The 23,121-nt window shown below is 49.2% G+C and carries 20 protein-coding genes and 1 riboswitch; of the genes, 7 read left to right on the forward strand and 13 right to left on the reverse strand.

Going from position 1 to position 23,121, the window contains the following annotated elements:
* Positions 1-15: 15 nt before the first annotated feature.
* Both artJ and yegS read left to right on the forward strand, forming a co-directional pair.
* Positions 16-747: an arginine ABC transporter substrate-binding protein ArtJ gene (artJ, locus tag FDX09_RS09735; protein ID WP_061382043.1), complete on the forward strand. Its 732-nt coding sequence runs from the start codon at positions 16-18 to the stop codon at positions 745-747.
* Between the two features lie 130 nt (positions 748-877).
* Positions 878-1,777 (forward strand): lipid kinase YegS, encoded by a 900-nt coding sequence (yegS, locus tag FDX09_RS09740; protein ID WP_038641896.1) that lies wholly within the window; start codon positions 878-880, stop codon positions 1,775-1,777.
* Positions 1,778-1,798: 21 nt separating this feature from the next.
* Here yegS and fbaB read toward each other — a convergent pair whose 3' ends face one another.
* On the reverse strand, positions 1,799-2,851 hold the full coding sequence (gene fbaB, locus FDX09_RS09745; RefSeq protein ID WP_038641899.1) for a class I fructose-bisphosphate aldolase: 1,053 nt from the start codon (positions 2,849-2,851) through the stop codon (positions 1,799-1,801).
* A 252-nt stretch (positions 2,852-3,103) separates the two neighbouring features.
* On the opposite strand from fbaB, the gene FDX09_RS09750 reads away from it, so the two are divergent.
* The 3 genes from FDX09_RS09750 to FDX09_RS09760 are packed head-to-tail and all read left to right on the forward strand — an operon-like array spanning position 3,104 to position 6,347.
* Complete coding sequence (locus FDX09_RS09750) at positions 3,104-4,381, forward strand: nucleoside permease (RefSeq protein WP_121529272.1); 1,278 nt, start codon at positions 3,104-3,106, stop codon at positions 4,379-4,381.
* Positions 4,378-5,382 (forward strand): ADP-ribosylglycohydrolase family protein, encoded by a 1,005-nt coding sequence (locus FDX09_RS09755; RefSeq protein WP_069323467.1) that lies wholly within the window; start codon positions 4,378-4,380, stop codon positions 5,380-5,382. Before FDX09_RS09750 ends, FDX09_RS09755 begins: the two co-directional genes overlap by 4 nt.
* The gene (locus tag FDX09_RS09760; protein ID WP_121529273.1) at positions 5,379-6,347 is read left to right on the forward strand and encodes a PfkB family carbohydrate kinase; all 969 of its coding nucleotides are present in this window, start codon (positions 5,379-5,381) and stop codon (positions 6,345-6,347) included. Before FDX09_RS09755 ends, FDX09_RS09760 begins: the two co-directional genes overlap by 4 nt.
* Here the strand turns inward: FDX09_RS09760 and FDX09_RS09765 are convergent.
* The 5 genes from FDX09_RS09765 to FDX09_RS09785 all read right to left on the reverse strand — a co-directional run bounded on the left by FDX09_RS09765 (position 6,321) and on the right by FDX09_RS09785 (position 12,778).
* Positions 6,321-7,067 carry a GntR family transcriptional regulator gene (locus FDX09_RS09765; RefSeq protein ID WP_085047898.1) on the reverse strand — a complete coding sequence of 249 codons (747 nt, stop codon included), beginning with the start codon at positions 7,065-7,067 and terminating at the stop codon, positions 6,321-6,323. The genes FDX09_RS09760 and FDX09_RS09765 overlap by 27 nt on opposite strands.
* Before the next feature lie 42 nt (positions 7,068-7,109).
* A complete protein-coding gene (gene thiD / locus FDX09_RS09770) occupies positions 7,110-7,910 on the reverse strand; it encodes a bifunctional hydroxymethylpyrimidine kinase/phosphomethylpyrimidine kinase (protein ID WP_087855934.1) in 801 nt (266 codons plus the stop codon).
* Complete coding sequence (gene thiM / locus FDX09_RS09775) at positions 7,907-8,695, reverse strand: hydroxyethylthiazole kinase (RefSeq protein WP_087855933.1); 789 nt, start codon at positions 8,693-8,695, stop codon at positions 7,907-7,909. Before thiM ends, thiD begins: the two co-directional genes overlap by 4 nt.
* Positions 8,696-8,726: 31 nt before the next feature.
* Positions 8,727-8,823, reverse strand: a riboswitch (TPP riboswitch).
* Between the two features lie 219 nt (positions 8,824-9,042).
* Positions 9,043-9,660 carry a TetR/AcrR family transcriptional regulator gene (locus FDX09_RS09780; RefSeq protein WP_038641918.1) on the reverse strand — a complete coding sequence of 206 codons (618 nt, stop codon included), beginning with the start codon at positions 9,658-9,660 and terminating at the stop codon, positions 9,043-9,045.
* On the reverse strand, positions 9,653-12,778 hold the full coding sequence (locus tag FDX09_RS09785) for an efflux RND transporter permease subunit (RefSeq protein WP_137347125.1): 3,126 nt from the start codon (positions 12,776-12,778) through the stop codon (positions 9,653-9,655). The genes FDX09_RS09780 and FDX09_RS09785 overlap by 8 nt, the downstream gene beginning before the upstream one ends.
* A gap of 823 nt (positions 12,779-13,601) precedes the next feature.
* Here FDX09_RS09785 and FDX09_RS09790 point away from each other — a divergent pair.
* Positions 13,602-13,934 carry an RcnB family protein gene (locus tag FDX09_RS09790; protein WP_137347126.1) on the forward strand — a complete coding sequence of 111 codons (333 nt, stop codon included), beginning with the start codon at positions 13,602-13,604 and terminating at the stop codon, positions 13,932-13,934.
* A gap of 51 nt (positions 13,935-13,985) precedes the next feature.
* On the opposite strand, the gene FDX09_RS09795 is transcribed toward FDX09_RS09790, so the two are convergent.
* From FDX09_RS09795 to apbC, 7 genes are all read right to left on the reverse strand, one after another.
* Entirely contained in the window at positions 13,986-14,504 is a 519-nt protein-coding gene (locus tag FDX09_RS09795; RefSeq protein WP_137347127.1) for a hypothetical protein, read from the reverse strand.
* Positions 14,505-14,512: 8 nt separating this feature from the next.
* Positions 14,513-15,031: a hypothetical protein gene (locus FDX09_RS09800; RefSeq protein ID WP_137347128.1), complete on the reverse strand. Its 519-nt coding sequence runs from the start codon at positions 15,029-15,031 to the stop codon at positions 14,513-14,515.
* A 9-nt stretch (positions 15,032-15,040) separates the two neighbouring features.
* Positions 15,041-17,521: a fimbrial biogenesis outer membrane usher protein gene (locus FDX09_RS09805; protein WP_137347129.1), complete on the reverse strand. Its 2,481-nt coding sequence runs from the start codon at positions 17,519-17,521 to the stop codon at positions 15,041-15,043.
* Positions 17,522-17,533: 12 nt separating this feature from the next.
* Entirely contained in the window at positions 17,534-18,217 is a 684-nt protein-coding gene (locus FDX09_RS09810; RefSeq protein WP_085047892.1) for a fimbria/pilus periplasmic chaperone, read from the reverse strand.
* A 45-nt stretch (positions 18,218-18,262) separates the two neighbouring features.
* Positions 18,263-18,832 carry a fimbrial protein gene (locus FDX09_RS09815; RefSeq protein WP_170973235.1) on the reverse strand — a complete coding sequence of 190 codons (570 nt, stop codon included), beginning with the start codon at positions 18,830-18,832 and terminating at the stop codon, positions 18,263-18,265.
* A gap of 278 nt (positions 18,833-19,110) precedes the next feature.
* Positions 19,111-19,392, reverse strand: coding sequence for a DUF2574 family protein (locus tag FDX09_RS09820; protein ID WP_137347131.1), 282 nt, complete (start codon positions 19,390-19,392; stop codon positions 19,111-19,113).
* A 265-nt stretch (positions 19,393-19,657) separates the two neighbouring features.
* On the reverse strand, positions 19,658-20,767 hold the full coding sequence (apbC, locus tag FDX09_RS09825; protein ID WP_038641931.1) for an iron-sulfur cluster carrier protein ApbC: 1,110 nt from the start codon (positions 20,765-20,767) through the stop codon (positions 19,658-19,660).
* A gap of 164 nt (positions 20,768-20,931) precedes the next feature.
* On the opposite strand from apbC, the gene metG reads away from it, so the two are divergent.
* A complete protein-coding gene (gene metG, locus FDX09_RS09830) occupies positions 20,932-22,965 on the forward strand; it encodes a methionine--tRNA ligase (RefSeq protein ID WP_038641933.1) in 2,034 nt (677 codons plus the stop codon).
* Positions 22,966-23,121 lie beyond the last annotated feature (156 nt).

Consider the following 23,121-nt stretch of genomic DNA (forward strand, 5'->3'; position numbering starts at 1 on the left):
GACGGGAGTTCCACCATGAAAAAGTTAGTACTGGCCGCATTACTGGCTACTTTCGCCGCTGGCGCCTCAGCCGCTGATAAAATTAGCTTTGGTGTATCAGCGACTTATCCGCCATTTGAATCGCTGGACGCGAGCAACAAAATTGTCGGTTTTGACATTGACCTGGCAACGGCGCTGTGCAAACAAATGCAGGCGGAATGTACTTTTACCAATCATGCTTTCGACAGCCTGATCCCCGCGCTGAAATTCAAAAAATATGATGCAGTGATTTCCGGAATGGATATCACGCCTGAACGTAGCAAACAGGTTGCGTTCACACAGCCTTACTATGCTAACTCCGCGCTGGTTATTGCCAAGAAAGACGCCTATAAAACCTTTGCCGATCTGAAAGGAAAACGCATCGGTATGGAAAACGGCACCACACACCAGAAATACCTGCAGGACAAACATCCTGAAGTGAAAACCGTGGCCTATGACAGCTATCAGAATGCAATTATCGACCTGAAAAATGGCCGTATTGATGGCGTATTTGGCGATACCGCCGTCGTTAACGAGTGGCTGAAAACTAACCCGCAGTTAGGCGTGGCTACCGACAAAGTGACCGACCCACAATACTTCGGTACCGGTCTTGGCATTGCGGTTCGCCCGGATAACAAAGCCCTGCTGGAAAAACTGAATAACGCACTGGCCGCCATCAAAGCGGACGGCACCTACCAAAAAATCAGCGATCAGTGGTTCCCGCAGTAATTTCCGCTCAATCTGAAAAGCCGCAACCGCGGCTTTTTTTATCTCTTCGCCTGCGCTTTCAGTCAGTTCTTACGCCAGAAATGCATTCATGGCATACACTAATTAAAACGATAAAGAATGAGGCATAAGGATGATAGCGTTTCCTGCCAGCTTGCTGATCCTCAATGGAAAAAGTGCTGATAATCTCCCTCTGCGTGAAACTATTGCGCAACTTCGCGATGAGGGCGTGGAAATTCATGTACGCGTCACCTGGGAAAAAGGCGACGCTCAACGTTACGTGGATGAAGCGCGTCGATTAGGCGTTGCAACGGTGATTGCCGGCGGCGGCGATGGCACGATCAACGAAGTCTCGACAGCGCTAATCCAGTCGCAGGGCGGCAATGTTCCCGCCCTGGGTATTTTACCGTTGGGAACGGCGAATGACTTTGCCACCAGCGTGGGTATTCCTGAAGCATTGGATAAAGCGTTAAAACTGGCTATCGCCGGAAATGCGACAGAGATCGATATGGTGCAGGTCAATGATAAAACCTGTTTTATCAACATGGCGACCGGCGGCTTCGGCACTCGTATCACCACCGAAACGCCAGAAAAACTCAAAGCCGCGCTGGGCGGCGTATCGTATTTTATTCACGGTTTAATGCGCATGGATACGCTCAAGCCCGACGTCTGCGACATCCGTGGAGAAGATTTTCACTGGCAGGGCAAAGCGCTGGTGATTGGGATTGGTAATGGCCGCCAGGCCGGTGGTGGACAACAGCTTTGCCCGACGGCGCTGATTAACGACGGATTGCTGCAACTACGCATTTTTACTGGCGAGGAGTTGTTGCCCGGCCTGCTTTCAGCGTTAACGCAATCTGAAGACAACCCTAATATCATTGATGGCGCTTCATCGTGGTTTGATATCCGCGCCCCACACGAAATTACCTTTAATCTTGATGGCGAACCGCTCAGCGGACAGGAGTTTCATATTGAAATCCTGCCCGCGGCGCTACGTTGCAGATTGCCGCCGGGTTGCCCGTTGTTGCGCTAACAAAACGGCACCCCGCCGCAATCAGGCAATGGTGACTTTGCTGTCCAGATAAACATCCTGCACGGCGTTAATCAGCTTAACGCCGTCGGCCATGGTTTTCTTGAATGCTTTGCGTCCAAGGATCAGCCCCATACCGCCAGCGCGTTTATTAATGACTGCCGTACGTACCGCATCGCTCAGATCGGTTTCTCCACCGGCAGCGCCGCCAGAGTTAATTAATCCGGCGCGCCCCATATAGCAGTTCGCCAACTGATAACGTACCAGGTCAATCGGGTTGTCGCTGGTCAGCTTGTTGTAGACGCGATCGTCGGTGTAGCCAAAGTTAACGGCTTTGTATCCGCCGTTATTTTCCGCCATTTTCTGCTTCACAATATCCGCCCCAATAGTGGCAGCCAGATGGTTAGCCTGACCGGTGAGATCGGCGGAGACATGATAATCCACCCCGTCTTTCTTAAACGCGGAGTTACGCAGATAAGCCCACAGTACGGTGACCATACCCAACTCATGGGCACGCTCAAACGCGGCGGAAATCTCTTCAATCTGACGTCGAGACTCCTCAGAACCGAAATAAATAGTCGCCCCGACCGCCACCGCGCCCATATTGAACGCCTGCTCGACGCTGGCATATAACGTCTGGTCAAACGTATTGGGATAACTGAGCGTTTCGTTGTGGTTAATCTTCACAAGGAACGGAATACGGTGCGCGTAACGGCGGGAAACAGAAGCCAGCACGCCATAGGTCGATGCCACGCAGTTACACCCTGCTTCGATTGCCAGTTCCACGATATTCTTTGGATCAAAGTACAACGGGTTAGCCGCAAACGATGCCCCAGCGGAGTGCTCCACGCCCTGGTCCACCGGAAGAATCGACAGGTACCCTGTTCCAGCCAGGCGCCCCGTGTTATACAGCGTCTGCATATTACGCAGTACGGCTGGGGGACGGTTGTTATCAACCATTACGCGATCAACGTAATCATGTCCTGGCAGGTAAAGTTGGTCAGAAGGAATGGTCATACAACGATGCTGTAAAAGGCTGTCGGCATCTTTGCCAAGCAACTGCGCAATATCAGTCATAGCTATGCTCCCGTAAGTTCCGATTAATAATCGGAATGTGAATTATCCTGACCCGCTTTTTTGCGGGCAGCAATAAGCCTGGTACCGACTGCGCTTTTTTTCCATCTTTAGCGCACTTTTCAGCGATTTCCGCTGGAACGATTCAGGAAGAAATAATGTTAAGGCGGTCAAATTTAGACCGCAAAGGTATTTTAAAGGTATTATCAAGTGGTACTATCAACGCGTACCTTACCTGTCATGAAGGATTTAAAGATGAAAACTACAGTTAAGCTGTCGTTCATGATGTTTGTTGAGTGGTTTATCTGGGGCGCCTGGTTTGTCCCGCTTTGGCTGTGGCTCAGCAAAAGTGGCTTTACCGCGGGTGAAATTGGTTGGTCGTACGCCTGTACCGCCATTGCTGCGATCCTGTCGCCGATTCTGGTCGGCTCTATCACTGACCGTTTCTTCTCGGCGCAAAAAGTCCTCGCCGTATTGATGTTTGTCGGCGCTATCCTGATGTACTTCGCCGCGCAGCAAACCACCTTTAGCGGATTCTTCCCGCTGTTACTGGCCTATTCACTGACCTATATGCCGACAATTGCGTTAACCAACAGTATCGCTTTTGCCAACGTACCGGACGTGGAACGTGATTTCCCACGCATTCGCGTGATGGGCACCATTGGCTGGATTGCGTCTGGTTTGGCCTGCGGCTTCTTGCCGCAAATGCTCGGCTATAGCGATATTTCCCCCACCAATATCCCCCTGCTTGTTACGGCCGGAAGTTCCGCGCTGTTAGGCGTTTTTGCGTTCTTTTTACCGGATACGCCGCCGAAAAGTACCGGCAAGATGGATTTCAAAGTCATGCTGGGGCTGGATGCGCTGATCCTGCTGCGGGATAAGAACTTCCTCGTCTTTTTCTGTTGCTCATTCCTGTTTGCCATGCCGCTGGCATTTTATTACATCTTCGCCAACGGTTATCTGACAGAAGTGGGGATGAAAAATGCGACCGGTTGGATGACGCTGGGCCAGTTCTCTGAAATCTTCTTTATGCTGGCGCTGCCGTTCTTCACCAAACGCTTTGGCATTAAAAAGGTATTACTGCTTGGTCTTATTACTGCGGCTATCCGCTACGGATTCTTCGTTTACGGCGGTGCGGAAGAATATTTCACTTATGCCCTGCTTTTTCTCGGCATTCTGCTACATGGCGTCAGTTACGACTTCTACTACGTTACGGCCTATATCTATGTCGATAAAAAAGCGCCGGTACACATGCGCACCGCAGCGCAAGGCCTTATCACGCTCTGCTGTCAGGGATTCGGCAGCCTGCTGGGTTATCGCCTGGGCGGCGTAATGATGGAAAAAATGTTTGCCTATAAGGAACCGATTAATGGTCTCACCTTCAACTGGGCGGGCATGTGGGGATTTGGCGCGATCATGATCGCCGTCATTGCCGTGCTGTTTATGATTTTCTTTCGCGAATCAGATAAAGAAATTACCGCCATTCAGGTGGACGATCGCGATGAAGCGTTGAAACAAGGGGAAGTGAAATGAAAGCAGAACGTATTCTCGGTGCTCTTTATGGGCAGGCGTTAGGGGATGCGATGGGCATGCCGTCTGAACTGTGGCCAAGAACCCGGGTTAAAGCACACTTCGGTTGGATCGACCGTTTTTTGCCTGGACCTGCGGAGAATAATGCCGCCTGTTATTTTAACCAGGCGGAGTTTACCGATGACACATCCATGGCCCTGTGTCTGGCTGATGCCTTGCTTGAATGTGATGGAAAGATAGTTCCAGACGTTATTGGCCGCAATATTCTGGCCTGGGCCGAACGTTTCGATGCCTTTAATAAAAACGTGCTTGGTCCAACGTCAAAAATTGCGCTAAATGCCATTCGCAACGGCAAACCTGTTGCCGAACTGGAAAATAATGGCGTCACTAACGGAGCGGCAATGCGCGTTTCGCCGCTGGGATGTCTGCTGCCCGCGCGCGATCTCGATACCTTTATTGATGACGTCGCACTGGCCTCCAGCCCGACGCATAAATCGGATCTGGCTATCGCCGGCGCTGTCGTCATCGCATGGGCGGTGTCGCGTGCTATCGACGGAGGAAAATGGTCGGAGATCGTCGACGCGCTGCCTGCCATTGCCCGACATGCGCAGCAAAAACGGATCACCACCTTTAGCGCCTCGCTCTCTGCCCGTCTTGAACTGGCGCTGAAAATCGTCCGTCATGCCGATGGTATAGAGTCCGCCAGCGAGCAGTTATACCAGGTCGTTGGGGCCGGAACCAGCACCATTGAGTCCGTGCCCTGCGCCATCGCAATGGTCGAACTGGCGCAGACCGATCCTAACCGCTGCGCCATTCTGTGCGCGAATCTTGGGGGCGATACCGACACCATCGGGGCAATGGCGACCGCTATTTGCGGTGCGTTACATGGCGTAAGCGCGATTGACCCGGCATTGAAACAGGAACTGGATGCGGTAAATCAGCTGGACTTTAACCGCTACGCCAATGGATTACTGCGACTGCGCGGACAACGGGAGGCGCTATGAACAGCACCACGCGTCTGCAACAACTTCTCCCGCAGTTAGGTTCACACAGGCCGGTTACGGTGGTGGGGGCAGCGGTCATTGATGTCATTGCCGATGCGTATGCCCTCCCCTGGCGCGGATGTGATATCGAGCTTAAGCAGCAAGGCGTTAACATTGGCGGCTGCGCGCTCAATATTGCCGTTGCGCTCAGGCGTTTAGGTATCAGCGCCAGCAATGCGCTACCGCTGGGTCAGGGGGTATGGGCCGATATTATCCGCAACCGGATGGCAAAAGAGGGATTGCATAGCCTGATCGACAACGCAGAAGGCGATAACGGTTGGTGTCTGGCGCTGGTGGAACCGGATGGCGAACGAACCTTTATGTCTTTTAGCGGCGTCGAAAACCAGTGGAACACCGACTGGTTGGCGCGACTGAACATCCCGCGTAACAGCCTGGTCTATCTGTCAGGCTATCAGTTAGCCTCTCCATGTGGCGAGCTGCTGGTCCAGTGGCTGGAAGGTCTGGAAGACGTGACGCCGTTTATCGATTTTGGTCCGCGAATCGGCGATATTTCAGACGCCTTAATGGCGCGAATCATGGCCTGCCGACCACTGGTATCACTCAATCGACAGGAGGCCGAAATTGCCGCCGAGCGGTTTGCATTAAGCCAGGATGTAGAGGGTTTTGGCGCAGAGTGGGTACGCCGTTTCGCCGCGCCGGTGGTGATACGCCACGATAAAGACGGCGCGTGGTATTTCAGCGCGCAAACATCCGGTTGCGTACCAGCATTTAAGACGACCGTCGTGGATACCATTGGCGCGGGCGACAGCCACGCCGGCGGCATGCTGGCCGGACTGGCGTCAGGCTGGCCGCTGGCTGATGCGGTACTGCTGGGCAATGCGGTGGCTTCCTGGGTAGTCGGGCATCGCGGCGGCGATTGCGCCCCCTCGCGAGAGGCGTTACTCCTCGCACACAAAGACGTATAGATCGCTTCGGCAATAGCTGATGCTGTATTCAATGGGCCGTTGCTGCTGGTCAAGCGCTACCTGCTTGATCACCAGCACCGGCACTTTGCTGTCCATTTGAATGTGTGCCTGGAACTCTGCGTCAGGCATCCGGGCGCTGACGCGTGAGCGCGTGCGCTGCGGGAAGATATGCTGGCTGCGAAAATAGTCGTACAGCGAAACGCCGATGGCATCCACATCATGGATTAGTTGGACCGGCACCCATGACTCTTCAATAGAAACGGCGTCTTCATCGACATAGCGAATACGCTTGAGCAGAAAAACGTCACTCCCGGCGGCAACAGCCAACTGCTGCGCTACCTCTTCCGGACAAGGCACAATGCGCTTGTTGACCCACAGCGTATCTGGTTTTTTACCGCGTAAAACGACCTGCTGCGAAAAACCCCGCGCTTCTTTAAGCGAATACTCGAAGATGTTGTTGATCTGCGTCCCGTAACCGCGGGCGCGTGTCACCACGCCTTCTTCCTCCAGGGCCTGCATCGCCTTGCGTACCGTAATTCGCGACACGCCGGTCAACTGACTGAGATCGCGCTCGCCGGGCAGGATATTGCCATGCTCAAGGATCCCGCTGCGCACAGCGTTTTTCACCGTTTGCGCAAATTTCATATACAGCGGCGTGTTATCTGCCGCTGCAATGCGTTCATTCAGTTGCGCGATAAGCTGGGTATGCGCTTGTTCCATTTATCTTTTTCCAGGCAGACGTTTCTGCTGCCAGTATACTCATTACCACCACGCGTGGAAATGATGCACCGGACCTATTCCCTGCCCGACTTCAAGGGTGTCGGCTTGTGCCAGCGCAGCTGAAAGCCACAGCTTGGCTTCCTGTACCGTATCAGCCCAGTTGTTATGCCGTGGACGCAGCGCCGCCAGCGCTGCGGACAGCGTACAACCGGTACCGTGGGTATTTTTAGTGATAACACGGGGCGCAGTAAAACGCTGTTCGCCGTCACGGGTAAACAGCCAGTCCGGGCTTTGCGCATCCTCCAGATGACCGCCTTTCATCAGCACCGCCTCACAGCCCAGCGCTCGCAGCGCCCTTCCCTGTTCTAACATCTCCTGTTCCGTTTGCGCATGCGATGCGCCGAGCAATGCCGCGGCCTCCGGCAAATTTGGGGTGATAATTGAAACCTGCGGCAGCAAACGGGTACGCAGCGTTTCTACCGCCGCAGGCGACAGTAACGGATCGCCGCTTTTCGCCAGCATTACCGTATCCAGCACCACATTTTGCACCCGATGGCGGTGCAAACGTTCGGCGACCGCTTCAACAATATCCGCTTCCGCCAGCATGCCGATTTTGGTGGTGTCGATACGTACATCGCTGAACACCGAGTCCAGTTGCGCAGCGACAAAGTCAGGTTCAATGCGATACACCGACTGCACCCCTCGCGTATTTTGCGCCACCAACGCCGTGATCACCGAACAGCCGTAAGCGCCAAGCGCGGAGAACGTTTTTAAATCGGCCTGAATACCCGCGCCACCACTGGGATCGGTTCCGGCAATCGTTAATGCGTTAATCCGTTTCATGCTTGCTCCTGCGCGTTCAGGTTATAGAGGGCGTCGAGAAATACCGGGACAAAACTGCCCGGCCCGGTCGATTGTTGCGTGGCGATTTGTCCGGCCTGTTTCATCCAGCTACAGGCGGAGGCGACGTTATCAAGCCGGTCACCGGGCAGTGCGCAACTGGCCGCAACGACCGCAGATAGCGCACATCCGGTGCCGACCACGCGCGTCATCAACGGATCGCCGCCATTCACGCAGACGGTGCGCAGGCCATCGGTAACATAGTCCACTTCGCCGGTCACCACGACGATGGTCTCTACCTGACGGGCCAGCTCCTGGGCCGCGCCGAGCGCAGCGGCTGGCGTATCGGTCGTGTCCACGCCACGCCCCCCGCCGTTCATTCCTGCCAGCGCCAGTATTTCCGAGGCATTACCGCGAATTACGGCTGGCTGTAGCGACAGTAAATCCAGACAGAAGCGGCGGCGAAACTCAAGAGCGCCCACGGCAACGGGATCGAGTGTCCAGGGGGTTTTAGCAAGAAGCGCCTGCTCAACGGCGGCGCGCATCGCCGTGGCCCGCTCCAGGGTAAGCGTGCCGACGTTAACCAGCAATGCGCTGGCGATAGCCGCAAACTGGCTGGCTTCTTCAGGTTCAACCACCATCGCAGGTGATGCGCCTAACGCCAGCAGCGTATTGGCGGTAAAGTTTTGCACGACCTCATTGGTCATACAGTGCGTGAGGGGGGAAAGCGTTCTAAAGTGGTGTAAGGCATGGGCCGCGAGCGCGCGGCTGTGCAGGTCAGGCTGCATGGTTCAGCTCCTGCCCGCGCGAAGAAGGGACACGAGCAGTGTCAGACTTCCCTACGCTGGCATTATCCAGATCAGGTGGTACGGGTATTTCTCAGCCTTCACAAAGAAGGGCACCCCGAGTCGTTTTACATAAAACTCAATAATATTAAAGGATAGCGAGAGAAACTTACATACTCGAGCCCCTGCTATCCATTTACTGAATGGCGGAATGTATCCACACCACATACTTTACCAGTCAGTGAGGGAAGTGAACAGCAGGGGTTGATTCTGGAAAGGATGATCATTGGCGCAGGCGACGTCATCCACTCAGGCATTTCGTATAGCGTCTCAATGCTGGGACACAACGATCATCCCTGCTTAAATTTCCAGGCAGACAGAAACGTTGCCACTGAACATTCAGCCAGTTTCTCAAGTTTATGGGGATCAACTGCTTTTTGCGCAATTATTGCACCAGGAAGGAGATAACCCATAATGGCCCCGAGGAAAGCCGTAGCCTGTAATTCAGGATCATCTAGCGTTACTATTCCTTCATTATTTTTCTGTTCCAGAATTTCCGTCAACGCCTGCAAAACGCGTCCAGAGTTTCTTTGCTCCAGCATGACATGTAAATCGGGCTTTTGAACCAGCACTTGAATCAATAAACGCTGGAAATGGATATTCTCCGGAGTATAGAAATGATTCTGTACAACCCGGGCAAACCCTCTCAGGAGATCGGGAAAATCCAGTTGCTCCTGGAGCAACTGGCGTAAAGGCGGCTGCATTTTGTCATTCAGAAATTCAAACGTCGCCAGCAGGAGAGCATCCTTTCCCCCTGGAAAATGGCTGTAAAGTGTCGGCCGCGTTGTCCCTGCTTCACTGGCAATAGTATCAAGAGACACGTCAATGCCATGCTTGAGAAACAGCTCACATGCCGTTTGTAAAATGCGAGGACGGGACTTCATTGGCCGCCCGCGTTGATTAACCATTATTGCATTCCTTACGTTTGCCTTTTTTCAGTCTCGAGATTCCCTGCTGAATGAGAATAAAAAATATTGGGACAAAGAGCAGCGTCAGTAACGTGCCTGTGAGCATACCGCCGATTACCGAAGTTCCAATCTCTTTTTGGCTGGAGGCCCCTGCGCCAGTAGAGAGTACCAGAGGGATAACACCAACAACAAATGCCAGAGACGTCATGATGACAGGACGTAAGCGTAATCTTGCTCCTTCAAAAGCAGCCTGAATCAAAGGTTTACCCTTGCGGATTTGCGCCAGAGCAAATTCAATAATGAGAATTGCATTTTTTGCTGAGAGCCCCATCGTTGTGAGTATACCCACCTGGAAGTAGACATCATTTTCAAATCCGGCGATCAAGGCTGCGCTCACTGCGCCGAGAACCCCAAGTGGGATAATCAGCAGCACAGCAATGGGCACAGACCAGCTTTCATATAAAGCAGCCAGACATAAAAATACGAACGCAACGGAGGCAAGATATACCCATAGTGTCTGTGCCGATGAAGCCTGTTCCTGCCATGATATCCCGCTCCACTGCAGATCAAATCCTTCAATTGGCGCTATCAGCCGGGCCATTTCAGCCATTGCTGCCCCAGAACTTATTCCCGGAGCTGCGTCTCCTTGAAATTGCACAGCAGGTAATCCATTGAATCGCTGAAGCATTTGTGGACCAGTAGTCCAGCGGAAGGAAGCAAAACTGGCGAATGAGGTCATATTATCGCTACTGTTACGTACAAACCAGGAGGATAAGTTTTCAGGTAGTGAACGCCATGGCGCATCACCTTGTATATAAACCCTTTTTACACGGCCACGGTCAATAAAGTCATTAACGTAAATCCCTCCCCATGCAGCAGAAAGCGTTTCGTTGATATCCGCCTGTTCAAGGCCGTGAGCTTGTGCTTTTTGTCTGTCAATATCTACCTGCAGCAACGCCTTCTCGGCCAGGCTGTTCATTCGCACAGCGCTCAGATTTTGGTTTTCTCTGGCAGCCGTAAGTAACATTGTTTGCGCCTGATTAAGACTGTGGTAACCGCGGTCTGAAATGTCCTGAAGCCATAATTCGAACCCGCTGGATTGTCCTAGCCCCCGAACTGTGGGTGGCGATACAATGCTGACAGAGGCGTTCTGAGACGTTTGATTAAAATATTGATTAGCTCTTGCGATAATAGCCTGAGCGCTGTTAGTTTCCCCCTGACGTTCGTCCCAGTGCTTTAACTCAGCAACGGACATTCCCACATTTTGCCCGCTACCTGCGTTATTTCGTCCAGCGACAGTAAATATAGCGTTAAGATTGGCATTCTCCCGCGTCATGAAATAGCGTGTGATTTCATCTCCAACCCTCTGAGTCATTGACATTGGCGCCCCTGGAGGAAGAGTGAACTGGATTGATATTGCCCCCTGATCCTCCTCCGGAAGAAAACTGGTCGCGAGTTTTTGATATTGCCAAACCATGAACATCGACATCAGAAAAGCGAGAATAATGATTCTCACAGGGCGTGCTGATATTTGCGCGAGCACATTAATATAACGATGCTGGCTTTTTTCGACATACCTGTTGAAATGAGTGAAGAATTTCCCTTTATTCTCATTTCGGCTTTTAAGCAAATGAGCGCACAATGTAGGGGTTAAAGTCAGTGCAACCAGCACGGAAAGCACCATAGCAGAAACAATGGTGACCGTGAACTGGCGGTAAATAATGCCGACTGAGCCACCAAAAAACGCAACTGGAATAAAAACTGCGGATAAGACCAGCGCGATACCTATTAATGCACCGGTTATTTCCCGCATGGAGTTTAGCGTAGCCTGCAGCGGCTCGAGATGTTCTTCTTCCATTACTCGTTCGACATTCTCAACCACGACAATCGCGTCGTCGACAAGTAACCCAATGGCAAGCACCATGGCAAAAAGTGTTAAGGTATTGATGCTATACCCTAGCAGGCTGAGGATGCCGAATGTGCCCAATAATACGACAGGCACCGTCAATGAGGGAATTAATGTGGCTCTCCAGTTTTGTAAGAACAGATACATTACCACCACAACAAAAACGATCGCTTCAATCAGCGTCTGCACAACATTTGTGATGGACACCGTCACAAACGGAGTACTGTCACGAGGATAGGCAACTACAATGCCTTGCGGAAATCGATCTTTTAATCTGTTAACTTCAGCGCGAACCTTTTCAGCAGTTTCCAGAGCATTAGCTCCGGATGCGAGTTGAATAGATATTCCAGCCGCAGGATGACCATTAAGTGTGGTCAGATTCTGATAGTTTTCAGCCCCGAGTTCGACTCGAGCAACATCTCGCAAATATACAGCTGAGCCATCATTATTTGTCCGAAGAATGATACTTTCAAATTGCGTCGATGTTTCCAGGCGGGACTGGGCGGTCACCGTCGCATTCAGATACTGATCATTGAGAGAAGGAAGAGAGCCAATTTCTCCGCTGGTAACTTGCGAATTTTGTGCCTCGATAGCCGTTTGTACATCAGAGGGCATCAAACCATAATTATTGAGCTGATGTGGGTTGAGCCAAATCCGCATAGCATATTGCGCACCAAAAACTGTTGTTTCTCCCACCCCCTTAACTCTACTTAAGGGCTCCTGCAACGTGTTGATAAGGAAGTCGCTGATATCGACACTGGTTAAACGGTCGTTCTGGTCATATAAGGAGATAACCATCAGGCTATCTCCCTGTGATTTAGTCACAGAAAGTCCCTGTTGTTGCACTTCCTGCGGTAGCCGTGTCATAGCCTGGTTTACAGCATTTTGTACCTGGACCTGGGCTATATCGGGATTGATACCTTGTTCAAAACTAAGGCTAATACGGGACTGGCCAGCTGAACTGCTGGTTGAAGAAAAATAAAGCAGACCATCAATTCCTTTTATTTGCTGTTCAAGTAGCTGCGTTACGCTGTCCTCAACGTTTTGCGCAGAAGCGCCTGGGTAGTTTGCCGTAACGTTCACCCCCGGTGGCGCAATATCCGGATACTGCTCAACAGGCAGTGTTAAAAGAGCCAGGATACCAGCAGAAACGATGCAAATAGCAATGACCGCGGAGAACACAGGACGGAAAATAAAGAAGTGAGCCAGCATCGTGTTTTCCTCCGTTTAGTCAATGGGGTCGCGCAGTGAAAACACGTGCGGAGGCCTGGCTCGTTGAATAAAAGCCATATGCGATGTTTGCCACAAATTAAAAACAGGTTGAGGTATGGGTAATTTGACCGTTGCTGGGCATAGCAGAATATTGATTGCTTTCGCGACAATGTATCTGCTGATTTCGAGGCAAGACATTGTTCGTTGATGTTCACGCCATAAATAGTCATAGGTTTGGATAGTGAAACTATTTTGGAGTAGTAAAAAACGTAAATAGCTGAGTCGTAACTGCATATGCTGATAATTCAAATCGGTACACTGAAAGCAAGCCTGCTCCCGGTCCCGCATGACAAGACAGCGATCAACCGTCTTTGGCTCTACAGACCCCCTTCCAGGCAGAGATGCCTTAAGATGACATGACAAAGTCATTAACAATATGAAAATTAATAACTTTCCCCATTTACTAAAGTTCGTCATAGTAAAGCCTCGCCAATTTATTTACTTTACAGTAAAGTAAATAAATTGATTAAACAAGCATCAACTTTTTTACTCCATTCCAGTAGTGGGTTTTCTTGAAGACAATTGTTCCGGGCCACAGAAACCGGAGCAACTCATGTATGCTGTGGAACAGCGCTACCCTGAGTTGATATGCAAAAACGTGACACCTCATCGCTAAATTGCCACTCTAAATTGTCGCAATGCTGTACATTCATTTACACTTTTTACGAAATTTCTGGAGTGATAACAAAAAAGTCCTTGTCAGATGCCCTGTAAGCCAGGAATGATACATGACTGATTTTGATGACCCGAAGAGGTAGAGAAGATGGGTATGAAGAATAAAATGTTGCTGGGTGCACTCCTGCTTGCGAGCAGTGTCGTCTGGGCCGCGCCGGCTGCAACAGTTGCCCCCACCGGTATCGATAAATATGAGCTGAGCAGCTTTATTGCTGACTTCACCCATTTCAAACCCGGTGACAAAGTTCCACCACTGTATCTCACCAGCGAATACACTATTAAGCAGTGGAATCTGCGCAACCTGCCCGCACCGACAGCAGGCACCCACTGGACCTACATGGGCGGCGCGTATGTGCTGGTCAATGATGCCGATGCTAAGATCATTAAAGCCTACGACGGCGAGATTTTTTATCACCGGTGATAAAACACGCACTCACTCTGATGAGGGAGTGCGTAAAATACCATAGCGTGATCAATCATAATCGATAACAATTTTTACACGGCTTAGTACCTGCCCGGCTTTAAATATCTTATCTCCATAAGGAGTGTATTTATATTTCAGCGGTATAATCGTATTTCTGGCCACATTTTCTTTTAAATCTCCCCATGCTATCAGATCATAATGATTATTTCTTAAATTAACTACAGAACCATCTTTTATTAACTCAAAGCCAATATTTCCAGCGCTATCACTATTCGTATATTCATTAGGTAAAACATTACCGACAGCATTATCAGAAACGAATCTGTAATGAACTGATCTTGTGGCATAGGCCACAATTTGGTCACAATCAATTTTCACTTCGGCATCAGCATCATGCGCAAGCCCTTTACTTACATCTCCGTAATTTATGTTGCTAACTTTAACGGTAGTATCATTGAAAGAACATGTGGTTGGAGTGTAATTAAACTTAACTCTTATATATTGTTTTAAATTATAAGAATCCGATCCGGAACTTTCATTAAAACGCACATGATCTTTAAGAGTCACAGTTTCCCCTATTTTTTTATTTCAGATGAAACAGATTTATTTTTCGTTAACCTGTATTTAATTGCATAGGTTACCTTAGAATTAAGATCATCTCTCGGAAAATTAAAATAATAACGAGCAATACCCAAAAAACTATTTACAACGCTATAAGGCCCGAGTGAACCATTAACAGACAACTGAACTTCAACATATACACCTTCATTATTTCCAGTTGTTAATACCTGATAATATTCAGAGGTGCCAGACTCTTGACTTTTGGCTATTAAATAATAAGGCGAGCCTGGGTTAGACGTTCCAAAGTCACAATGATAGGTACTATTTCCTCCCGTAAAATTAAGAGGAATACCTTCTTTTGATTGAAATGAATTAAGAGAGGCATCATTCAAATCCAACTCAATCACTTCACTTTCAGCTATTGCACCAGCAGTACTTGGGTTAAAATCAAAATATTGAAATGAAACCGGAAAACAATTGCAGAGTACTGAGCTTGACATCATAACCAAAATTAATCCCAGGATAAATCTCATATCTCCTCCTCACCGACAAATATAAACTTTACTTTCATCAATCGTTTTACCAAAGGAGATTGAGCATGAAAGTCCCTGTTGTTTATCCACTGCGACTTTAATTTCCGGCGGCACACTGTCGGTACGAATAAAGAGCTGGCTGCCCTGACCGACCAGGCCAATATTATTCCCTTGGTTATCTTCCACCTCATAACCAAAAGTTAACGGTGAACCATCCGGGCGCTGGGCGCGAATAAACCAGGGCTGCCGTTGGTCGGTATCGAATTTCACCAGCACCACGGCGCCGCGATAAGGCGCGGCACTGTGTCGGTTACCCAATAGCTCGGTTTTACTTTCGGTATTAGAAACGTCCAGCGTCAGGCTATTTTCCCGGTACGGGGTCAACATATCATATAACACCACACCGCTGCGGTTAGTGGTGCGGTAACGTTGCCCGTTGACGTAGGCGCCTTGCAGTCCCGGCGCCTGCATTACTGCAAAAGTATCGGAAAGGCGGTTCGCAAGATTCACCCCGCCGGACCAGGCCACTATCCCGCCCGAAATATTACCACCCGCCTGCCGGTATTTATTAGACTGGCTATAGCTACCGCTTAGTTTAGCAATCGGTGCGTTCCAGGTTAAGTTGGTGCCTGCCGTCGTTTCGCTGTCCTGGCGCTGATGGCTCAGGTTAACGCCATAGTTAAACTGGTCGCGATCGCCCATCGTCCCGGAAAGTCCGGTATTGTTTGAGGAAAACCCATCGTTATTAAAGGTCGTTGAGTTAGATAAATATATCTGGCGGCGTCTTGAGGTAATATCATCCCCCCAGTCAAACGGAACAGAAATTAAAAGGTTAAAACGCTTATCCTCGCGATGATCCTCGTCATAGGTCTGGCTGGCCGAAAAGGTATAGCTAATACGTTGCCAGTTATTGGTATAACTCAACTGATAATCCTTACTCGTGCCACTACGCTCCCAGTAATCGCGCCACAATATACTTAGTGATAAGGAACCATAGCCCGCCGGTAAAGTTTGGCTCACATTGGCGGAAAAACTGTTTTTGCGACCAAAATCATACTGGTAATAATCTGCTATGTCATAAACATCATTTTCATCACGATGATAGCTGTCTTTATTATTGGCCCAAACGTGATCGTTAAAAGTCCGATAATCCCGTGATGAGTATCGATAGGCAGCAAGGCCAAAACGCGTGGCGGTTTGTGTCAAATATTTATTATAAGCAATTTGATAGCTTTGCCCATCAAATACATCACCATTATCCTGTTTACTGTGTGAACGCGTCGCATCCACGGAGATTGCGCCAATTCGGGTATTCCAGCCAGTTCCTAACGTGAACGAATTATAGTTATCAGCGAGCATCGTACCGCCATATAACGTTAATAGGTTACTCCACCCATATTGATAGCTCATCTGCGCAAAGTCGGTCTGATTACTTGCCCCTTCGATATGGCTACGTCCGGCGGCAAAATCATATTTTGAGACCCCAGGCTGCAACATGTTAGGTACCGCTGCATATGGCACCAGATAGGTGGTAACCGATCCATCAGCTTCTTTGATGCTAACATCAAGATCTGCACCTCCCCCTGCTAACTGCAAATCCGCGATAGAAAACGGGCCTGGCGGTACTTCTTTCTGATACACCACAAAACCGTTCTGCTCAATAGTGACCAGCGCATTGCTCTGCGCAATCCCCTGTACTACCGGGGTAAAGCTTTGTTTTGAGTTGGGTAACATCTGCATATCGCGGTATAAACGCACCCCACGAAAGCGTACCGAGTCAAAAATATCAGATGAGGTGTACATATCCCCGGCGCGTAACGTGCCGAGAATTTGTGGAATACCGTATTCCAGATAAAGGGTGTTACTTTTCCATTCCCCGCTGCTGTCATCCGTTTTGTTGTAGCTGGCATCGGAATGCAACTGCCAGCCCAGCAGGTTTAATCCACTGGTAAATCGCGCATAGGTACTTTTGCTGTTACCAGAATTCTTATAGTCGCTATTGTACTGGCTGAGATAATAGGAGGTATAAAGGGCATTGATACCGCGATCCCAGCTTTCCGGCGGCACATAGCCATTTTCCAGCTCGTCAACGTAGGCCTGGGGTACGCTAAGATCTAACTGAAATTTTCCTATGTTCCAGCGATAACTCCCGCCCTGCACCGCTTGCTCAAGAGAAAGGCAGTTTTTGGTTTTATCAAGCTTATCGGTATTAATCCCTAAACGCGTGATGGTATCGCGAGTCAGGCAGGTTTCAGCAGCCGTATCTTTAACTGTAATCTCATATTTGCCGCGCCACTGTTTATTAACGTAGATATCCACATCATATTGTCCAGGTAAAGGATGATTATCATCAACGCGTAAAGCAGAAACTTTTTCGCCCTTCATCCCGCCCATCATAAAGTGTGTATCAAAAGTTTCTTCTGCCGACAGGACAGAAAAAGACAACAAAGACAATAATATCGCAGAAGCAAGCGGGGTCATCCTTAACATAATCAGCTCCTGTCATCTCAGGCTGACGTTATCACTTATATAATTGCCATGATCATCAATAATTGTTAGTTTATACTGACTGGCATTACTATTTTTCACCGTAAAAGATTCGCTAGATAATGGCGCAACCATCACCGAGTCATTATTTATCTTGATACTGCCAGCTTTAACTTCCGTGACCGTTATCCAGTTAGCACTGCTATTTTTTATAGAGAAATTTCTTCCACTATGGTTTAACGATAATTTTTTAAAAATTTCTTTATTAACTGGCGCAACACCTGCAGGACGATAAAAGAGCTTAATCCGGTTCTGCATAGCAAATTTAAGTACATTTTTACCATCATATGCCGGATTATTGGGCGGGATATCCAACACATTGAGATAAAACAGACTCTCTTTATTATTTGGTAGCATATTAGGCATTTTCTTAATTTTAAGCTGCTGCCCTGAATTTCCCGCTACTTTAGCGACTGGAGGCGTCAGCAAAAAAGGTACCTGAATCTTCTCGGGTGGCAGCGTTGTATTACCATCATCAATCCAGGCCTGTATCAAAGAAGCGCTTTTTTCCTGGTTCATCAACTGTATAACTATTTCATTTTTTTCTGCAGGGTAAATTACTCTTGTGCCATAAATCACTATCCCTGCCTGAGCCGGTGTCATAAGTGATAATGTAATTACCGCGCCTAATATTTTCATTTTAATTCCCTTTTTATACCGGCAACCAGGGTTGCCGGTATAACACTAATCCTGAACAACAATCAGTTTTATATTTGCTTTTACTTCACCTGTACCAACGGGAGCACCCGCAGCACCTAAAGCCTTTGCATAACGAGCCGAAAGTCGAAGCCCGTATTGAGTATTACCCTCAGTTGATAAACCCAACCGTTCAAGATCTGAAAGCTTAAATTCATCCTGACCATCTTTTGTAATTAAAACATTCTTGTGAAATAATTTAAAACCGACCTCCGCAGGACCTGTGCCTTTATTTTCAATAACACTATTATAATCAAAAGCACTACCATCAACTTTTATTTTGACATTATCGCTACTATTACACTCAAGAATTAAATTCTTATCTGCTTCATTTTCACCATACCCCGTATCCTGACCCGCGGCCAGTGGAGTAAGTATTGTAGCGGGAATATCGTCTAATTTAATAGTAGCGGTATTTGCTGTATCAAGGAACTTACAAGCGGTACCTGACACCATACCGGTAATAGTTAACGTACCTTCTTCAACCCCAGCAGCAAACGCCCCGCCACTCATAAATAATCCTGTTACCACTGCCGCAGCAATAATTGAACGTTTCATAGTATCTTCCTTAATCAACATATTTAGATTTGTTACGTGGTGTTATTCCTGTAATTAGAATCTACACACTTAAATCGTTACCGCAATGTAAACGGAATGTTTTTTTGATTTAAGACAAGTTACTCAATGCAATATAATTACAACAAATAGTCAGGAACCAATCTTATTTACACAATTAATAAGTTAACGTAATTTACCATTCATATTTATTTTTAAGATAAATAAAAAAAGCCCACATCATTCATGAGAGTGATGTGGGCTATATGAAAGAGAGTATCCTAGTCGTAGCGGTTGAGGATAATTTGACGATTATCGCTGCCCGGAACAGCGACCAGTTCCGTTGTTACTCCCCTCACCACCGATGAAACAGTTTGTTCGGTACTCGAAACGTGGGTGGTGTTGCCGCAGCGCTGTTGAAGCTGAGCATTTACCACTTCGGTACTGCAGGTCGGCGCGACAACGTTGCCGCTAATAGTTAAGGTTGCGGTATCTGTTCCCAACGCGGGAAGACTTAATCCATAAGCCAGAACTATAATTCCCAGCAACAAAGTTTTTTTCATCTAAATGTCATTCCTGTATTAAGCCCGATTTAACATGAAGGGTAGTTATTTAGCATAATAATAGGTGCGCTACCACGTGAAAACCAATTGAAATACTAAATCAATAGGATAGGCATGATCAATTTAAATGATGAATAACGGATTTAATTCAGAAAAAAACATATTTTATTAAGACAGGGTAAACAATGCTCTATTTTTTCTTCATCTTATATATTCACCGCATCAATATATCATTGATACGGTGAATAATATTTAACGCAAGAAATTACACCGCGCGGAAGGCAATTTCGCCCGGAATAACTTCACCCTGCCAGTACAGCTGCGCTGCCACGCGCCCTGCAAGGTCACGGTAAATGGCGGTAAATTCGCTGTCTGGGCGGCTGATAACCGTCGGCGTACCGCGATCGAGGTCTTCACGCAGAGAAATATGCAGCGGCATTTGTCCCAACAGTTGGGTGTGGTACTGCTCGGCCAGTTTCTGTGCGCCGCCGGTGCCAAAGATTGGCTCATGATGCCCGCAGTTGCTGCAAATATGCATACTCATATTCTCAACAATACCCAACACCGGCACTTCGACTTTTTCGAACATCACAATGCCTTTTTTCGCGTCGATCAGCGCAATATCCTGCGGCGTGGTCACTACAACCGCCCCAGTTACCGGAATGTTCTGCGCCAGCGTCAGTTGGATGTCACCGGTGCCTGGCGGCATATCCAGTACCAGATAATCAAGATCTGGCCATAAGGTTTCCTGCAGCATCTGCAATAGCGCTTTACTGGCCATCGGCCCACGCCACACCATAGCGTTATCGTCGGTGACCAGATAGCCAATGGAGTTGGTCGCCAGACCGTGAGACATAATCGGCGCCATATGGGTGCCGTCCGGTGAAGTGGGACGCTGGTTTTCCGCGCCGAGCATCGTCGGGATGGACGGGCCATAAATATCGGCGTCCAGAATGCCCACCTTTGCCCCTTCCGCAGCCAGCGCCAGCGCCAGGTTCACCGCAGTGGAAGATTTACCCACCCCGCCTTTGCCGGAACTGACGGCAATGATGTTTTTCACACCATTAATACCCGGCTGATTTTTCACACGTTTCAGGGTGGCGATGTTATGTGACAACTTCCAGTCAATCGCTTTCGCGCCGGTAATACGCAACAGATCGGCACTGCATTGCTCTTTTAATGCTTCAAACGCGCTATGCCAGACGAAGGGCATGACCAGCTCGACGTGCAACGTGTCATCCATCCAGGCGACGTGGTGCAACGCTTTAAGCGTCGTCAGATTATGCTTCAGGGTTGAATGCTGAAAATTCGCCAGCGTCCCGGCGACCATAGCGCGCAGGGTTTCTGGTGATTTGGCCTGGGATTGTGCGTTCATCCCGACTCCTTTTTGTTGTTCTGAAAATACAATAGTCACCAGGTAGTTTACTCCAACCGCAACAATTATTCATTTACGGATAAATGCCCTTATCGCTTGGCGCAGTAATTACCATTTTGGTACTATCAAAGCCCTTTTCACTACAAAAGAAGTAATTGCCCACTATGACTCAAGTCGCGAAGAAAATTCTGGTAACGTGCGCGCTGCCGTACGCCAACGGCTCTATCCACCTCGGCCATATGCTGGAGCACATCCAGGCTGATGTCTGGGTCCGTTACCAGCGAATGCGCGGCCACCAGGTAAACTTCATCTGCGCGGACGACGCCCACGGTACGCCAATCATGCTGAAAGCACAGCAGCTTGGGATCACGCCAGAGCAGATGATCGGTGAAATGAGTCAGGAGCATCAGACTGATTTTGCGGGTTTTGACATCAGCTATGACAACTACCACTCTACGCATAGCGAAGAGAACCGCGAGCTGTCTGAGCTGATTTACACGCGCCTGAAGGAGAACGGTTTTATTAAAAACCGCACTATCTCCCAGCTTTACGATCCGGAAAAAGGCATGTTCCTGCCGGACCGTTTCGTTAAAGGCACCTGCCCGAAATGTAAGTCTGCGGATCAATACGGCGATAACTGTGAAGTCTGTGGCGCAACATACAGCCCGACCGAACTTATCGAGCCGAAATCCGTCGTTTCCGGCGCAACGCCGGTGATGCGTGACTCAGAACACTTCTTCTTTGATCTGCCGTCATTTAGCGAAATGCTGCAGGCATGGACGCGCAGCGGCGCGTTGCAGGAGCAGGTCGCCAACAAAATGCAGGAATGGTTTGAAGCCGGCCTGCAGCAGTGGGATATTTCCCGCGACTCACCGTACTTCGGTTTTGAAATCCCGAATGCGCCTGGCAAGTACTTCTACGTCTGGCTGGATGCGCCGATTGGCTATATGGGATCGTTCAAAAACCTGTGCGATAAGCGCGGCGACACCACTAGCTTTGACGAATACTGGAAGAAAGACTCTACCGCCGAGCTATATCACTTCATCGGTAAAGATATCGTCTACTTCCACAGCCTGTTCTGGCCTGCCATGCTGGAAGGCAGCAACTTCCGTAAGCCGACCAACCTGTTCGTACACGGTTATGTGACGGTGAACGGCGCGAAGATGTCCAAATCTCGCGGCACCTTTATTAAGGCCAGCACCTGGCTGAAGCACTTTGACGCCGACAGCCTGCGCTACTACTACACCGCGAAGCTCTCTTCACGTATTGATGACATCGACCTGAACCTGGAAGACTTTGTCCAGCGCGTTAACGCCGATATCGTCAACAAGGTGGTTAACCTGGCCTCCCGTAACGCTGGTTTTATCGCCAAGCGTTTTGACGGCGTGCTGGCGGCAGAACTGGCCGATCCGGCACTGTATAAAACCTTTACCGATGCCGCTGCGGTCATTGGCGAAGCGTGGGAAAGCCGTGAATTCGGTAAAGCTATCCGTGAGATCATGGCGCTGGCCGATGTGGCAAACCGCTACGTTGACGAACAGGCTCCGTGGGTTGTGGCTAAACAGGAAGGCCGCGACGCAGACCTGCAGGCAATTTGCTCGATGGGCATCAACCTGTTCCGCGTGCTGATGACTTACCTGAAACCGGTACTGCCGACGCTGGCTGAGCGTGTTGAAGCTTTCCTGAACAGCGAACTCAGCTGGGATGCTATCGAGCAACCGCTGCTCGGTCACAAGGTCAACACCTTTAAAGCGCTCTACAATCGCATCGACATGAAACAAGTTGAAGCGCTGGTTGAGGCGTCTAAAGAAGAGGTGAAAGCCGCAGCCGCACCGGTTACCGGCCCGCTGGCGGACGATCCGATTCAGGAAACCATCACCTTTGACGATTTCGCCAAAGTTGACCTGCGCGTAGCGTTGATTGAAAACGCTGAGTTTGTAGACGGTTCTGACAAGCTGCTGCGTCTGACGCTGGATCTCGGTGGCGAAAAGCGTAACGTCTTCTCCGGTATTCGTTCTGCTTATCCGGATCCGCAGGTTCTGATTGGACGTCAGACCATTATGGTAGCCAACCTGGCTCCGCGTAAAATGCGCTTCGGTATTTCCGAAGGTATGGTGATGGCGGCGGGTCCTGGCGGGAAAGATATCTTCCTGTTAAGCCCGGACGAAGGTGCAAAACCTGGCCAACAGGTGAAGTAAGATATATCAAGCGCTGCAATGGCAGCGCTTTTTTTTGCGTTAGCTTTTCCCCTAATCTTAAACTCGTCACTTCACTCCATTTTCGGACTGCTCAGCCATCGCGATTAGATTTATTCTATACTGCTTTGCTATTAAGGTCGTACGGGTCCATTAAAT

Origin of the sequence: Citrobacter sp. wls717 (assembly GCF_005280955.1) — a bacterium.
In the GTDB taxonomy this organism is placed as follows: Bacteria; Pseudomonadota; Gammaproteobacteria; order Enterobacterales; family Enterobacteriaceae; genus Citrobacter; species Citrobacter werkmanii.

Coding starts and splice junctions, on each gene's coding strand:
- thiM (WP_087855933.1), bottom strand. CDS start 8,695: ATGCAGCCTGACCTGCACAGCCGCGCGCTCGCGGCCCATGCCTTACAC.
- FDX09_RS09785 (WP_137347125.1), bottom strand. CDS start 12,778: ATGCTGGCTCACTTCTTTATTTTCCGTCCTGTGTTCTCCGCGGTCATT.
- FDX09_RS09765 (WP_085047898.1), bottom strand. CDS start 7,067: ATGGAACAAGCGCATACCCAGCTTATCGCGCAACTGAATGAACGCATT.
- FDX09_RS09755 (WP_069323467.1), top strand. CDS start 4,378: ATGAAAGCAGAACGTATTCTCGGTGCTCTTTATGGGCAGGCGTTAGGG.
- metG (WP_038641933.1), top strand. CDS start 20,932: ATGACTCAAGTCGCGAAGAAAATTCTGGTAACGTGCGCGCTGCCGTAC.
- FDX09_RS09810 (WP_085047892.1), bottom strand. CDS start 18,217: ATGAAAATATTAGGCGCGGTAATTACATTATCACTTATGACACCGGCT.
- FDX09_RS09820 (WP_137347131.1), bottom strand. CDS start 19,392: ATGAAAAAAACTTTGTTGCTGGGAATTATAGTTCTGGCTTATGGATTA.
- yegS (WP_038641896.1), top strand. CDS start 878: ATGATAGCGTTTCCTGCCAGCTTGCTGATCCTCAATGGAAAAAGTGCT.
- FDX09_RS09815 (WP_170973235.1), bottom strand. CDS start 18,832: ATGAAACGTTCAATTATTGCTGCGGCAGTGGTAACAGGATTATTTATG.
- artJ (WP_061382043.1), top strand. CDS start 16: ATGAAAAAGTTAGTACTGGCCGCATTACTGGCTACTTTCGCCGCTGGC.
- FDX09_RS09805 (WP_137347129.1), bottom strand. CDS start 17,521: ATGTTAAGGATGACCCCGCTTGCTTCTGCGATATTATTGTCTTTGTTG.
- FDX09_RS09760 (WP_121529273.1), top strand. CDS start 5,379: ATGAACAGCACCACGCGTCTGCAACAACTTCTCCCGCAGTTAGGTTCA.
- apbC (WP_038641931.1), bottom strand. CDS start 20,767: ATGAACGCACAATCCCAGGCCAAATCACCAGAAACCCTGCGCGCTATG.
- fbaB (WP_038641899.1), bottom strand. CDS start 2,851: ATGACTGATATTGCGCAGTTGCTTGGCAAAGATGCCGACAGCCTTTTA.
- FDX09_RS09750 (WP_121529272.1), top strand. CDS start 3,104: ATGAAAACTACAGTTAAGCTGTCGTTCATGATGTTTGTTGAGTGGTTT.
- FDX09_RS09780 (WP_038641918.1), bottom strand. CDS start 9,660: ATGGTTAATCAACGCGGGCGGCCAATGAAGTCCCGTCCTCGCATTTTA.
- thiD (WP_087855934.1), bottom strand. CDS start 7,910: ATGAAACGGATTAACGCATTAACGATTGCCGGAACCGATCCCAGTGGT.
- FDX09_RS09790 (WP_137347126.1), top strand. CDS start 13,602: ATGGGTATGAAGAATAAAATGTTGCTGGGTGCACTCCTGCTTGCGAGC.
- FDX09_RS09800 (WP_137347128.1), bottom strand. CDS start 15,031: ATGAGATTTATCCTGGGATTAATTTTGGTTATGATGTCAAGCTCAGTA.